Origin of the sequence: Microvirga zambiensis WSM3693, from assembly GCF_016735695.1 — a bacterium.
GTDB classification, from domain to species: domain Bacteria; phylum Pseudomonadota; class Alphaproteobacteria; order Rhizobiales; family Beijerinckiaceae; genus Microvirga; species Microvirga zambiensis.
In genome coordinates this window covers 1-2,471 of the sequence record NZ_JAERQD010000163.1, presented here as the reverse complement: position 1 = coordinate 2,471, position 2,471 = coordinate 1, and the positions used below count along the sequence as shown (strand labels likewise).

Annotated in this window: 1 protein-coding gene and 1 pseudogene; one reads left to right on the top strand and one right to left on the bottom strand. The window is 58.8% G+C overall.

The genetic code is table 11. The features are described from left to right. The first annotated feature begins 347 nt into the window (after positions 1-347). Positions 348-1,391, top strand: coding sequence for a recombinase RecA (recA, locus tag JKL46_RS34565; RefSeq protein ID WP_246529741.1), 1,044 nt, complete (start codon positions 348-350; stop codon positions 1,389-1,391). 68 nt (positions 1,392-1,459) lie between these two features. Here recA and JKL46_RS34560 read toward each other — a convergent pair. Further along, positions 1,460-2,277, bottom strand: a pseudogene (locus tag JKL46_RS34560) (transglutaminase-like domain-containing protein). Positions 2,278-2,471: the final 194 nt, after the last annotated feature.

The window sequence follows — 2,471 nt, the reverse complement described above, 5'->3', positions numbered from 1 at the left end:
GGCTTCGGCACGCGGCTCATTGAGCGCAGCCTGGCTCAAGAACTCGCGGGCGAGGTGCGGATCGAGTTTTCTGAGACCGGCGTCGTGTGCTCGGTCGACGCTCCACTCGTGAGCTAACGCGGACGACCGCTCCAGCTCCTCCTCGGCCTAGGTTCCTCGAACTGCCTCGGCATGTGGAAGCTGTGGGGGGCGATGGGGAAAAGTTGTCGATCGGTTGATTTCCCGCCGCTGATCAAAGCTTAGCAGCAATTCATCCTCATAACTTGTCTTGGTTCTTGCTTTGTTCTGGCATTTGGAATTCATATCAGATAGGGTCAATACTCAGAAATTACAGAAGCAGAACCAAGATGAGCATGGACAAGAACAAGGCTATCGAAACAGCAGTAGCCCAGATCGAGCGTGCGTTTGGCAAGGGCTCGATCATGCGCCTTGGCGGCAGTCAGGTCGTTGAGGTGGAGACGATTTCGACCGGCTCCCTGGGGCTTGATATTGCTCTGGGTGTGGGGGGCCTTCCGAGAGGTCGCGTCGTCGAGGTTTACGGACCGGAATCGTCAGGCAAGACAACGCTGGCGCTCCAGACCGTTGCCGAAGCCCAGAAAACGGGCGGCGTCTGCGGCTTTATCGATGCGGAGCATGCGCTCGATCCGGTCTATGCGCGAAAGCTGGGCGTCAACCTCGATGACCTCCTGATCTCCCAGCCGGACAACGGCGAACAAGCGCTTGAGATTGCCGATACCCTGATCCGTTCGGGCTCTGTCGATGTGCTCGTCATCGACTCGGTGGCGGCGCTCACTCCGAAAGCCGAGCTCGAGGGCGAGATGGGCGAGAGCCGCCCCGGACTTCAGGCCCGCCTGATGAGTCAGGCCCTGCGCAAGCTCACCGGTTCGATCAGCCGCACAAAAACGATGGTGATCTTCATCAACCAGATCCGCATGAAGATTGGCGTCATGTACGGAAGCCCCGAGACCACGACTGGCGGTAACGCCCTGAAGTTCTACGCCTCGGTCCGGCTCGACATCCGCCGCGTCTCGACGCTGAAGGACCGCGATGAGCCGATCGGCAACCAGGTGCGGGTGAAGGTGGTCAAGAACAAGGTGGCTCCGCCCTTCAAGCAGGTCGAGTTCGACATCATGTTCGGCGAAGGCATCTCCAAGATGGGCGAACTCATCGATCTTGGGGTCAAGGCCAACGTCGTCGAGAAGTCAGGCGCCTGGTTCTCGTACGACAGCCAGCGCCTTGGCCAAGGTCGTGAGAACGCTAAGACCTTCCTCAAGGACAATCCCGAGATTGCTTCTGAGATCGAGAACAAGATCCGCCAAAATGCTGGTCTGCTGATGGATGCGTTGCAGGCCAACGATGTAGCTGATGCTCCGGCGGATGATGCGGCATAAATCTGAATCAGGAACGCCAGCCTGGATCAAACGGCGTTTTGCAAAGCACACGGTGTGAACTTAGGGGATCAGAAATCGGATTCCGTTACTTCCTCGGTGGTGACGCAAAAGTCCACCAAGGTGCTGGGACCAAAAGTGAGGGTCAGCGGGACGTCGGCAGCATCGCGGCCGCGAGCGACCAGAATTCTGCCGATCCGCGGATCGTTGTTGCGGGGATCGAACGTGTGCCACCTCCCACCCAGATAAACCTCGATCCAGGCGGCAAAATCCTGAGGTGCATGAGGCGGCGCAAGGCCGATGTCGCTGATATACCCGGTACAGTAGCGAGCGGGAATGTTGAGGCACCGGCAGAACGTGAGCGCCAGATGAGCATAGTCACGGCACACGCCACGCTTTTCCTCAAAGGCCTCAGCAGCCGTGCGCGTTGCCCGTGAGTGCTCGTAGCCGAAGGTAATATGATCGTGCACGTAGTCGCAGATTGCTTGAACGCGAGTCCAGCCGAGTGGAGTTGTTCCAAAGAGGCTCCAGGCGACGTCGGAGAGACGGTCCGTTTCGCAGTACCGACTTCCCAGCAGGAAGAGCAAGGTTTCTGCGGGAAGGTTCTGGATTGGATCTGCTCAGCCTTGGGATCTGTCGTGTCCCACCGGCCCGTATCGCGGACCACGGTTTCGGTTTTGAGGGAGAGCCTTCCAGGCGGTGCAACGAGTCGGTTGCACCAGTTCCCGAAGCTGTCCCGGTAACCCTCCACAGGCAATGATGGGGTCGTGATCAGGTAATCGGGCCGCTCTAGGTCAGACACTCTCGACGAGTGCACATTGAGGATCGCGATCATGGGCGTGGCTTGCCCGAACTCGTAGGTCATCTCACAGCCGACGCGGATCCGCATGGTTTTTCCCTCAAGGGTTGAGCAAAGGCGGACTTCGAGCCGCCAGAGACGGTGATTGATCCTCGCTTGGGCAGAGCCGGCAGACGCCTCGCGTGCACTTCTCGATTGCGGACAGGGTGCGGATTCCGGTGCAATCCGGACAAGTATTCCGATTTGAAGTCGGACAGCATTCCGGAATGAAGCCGGACAGCGTT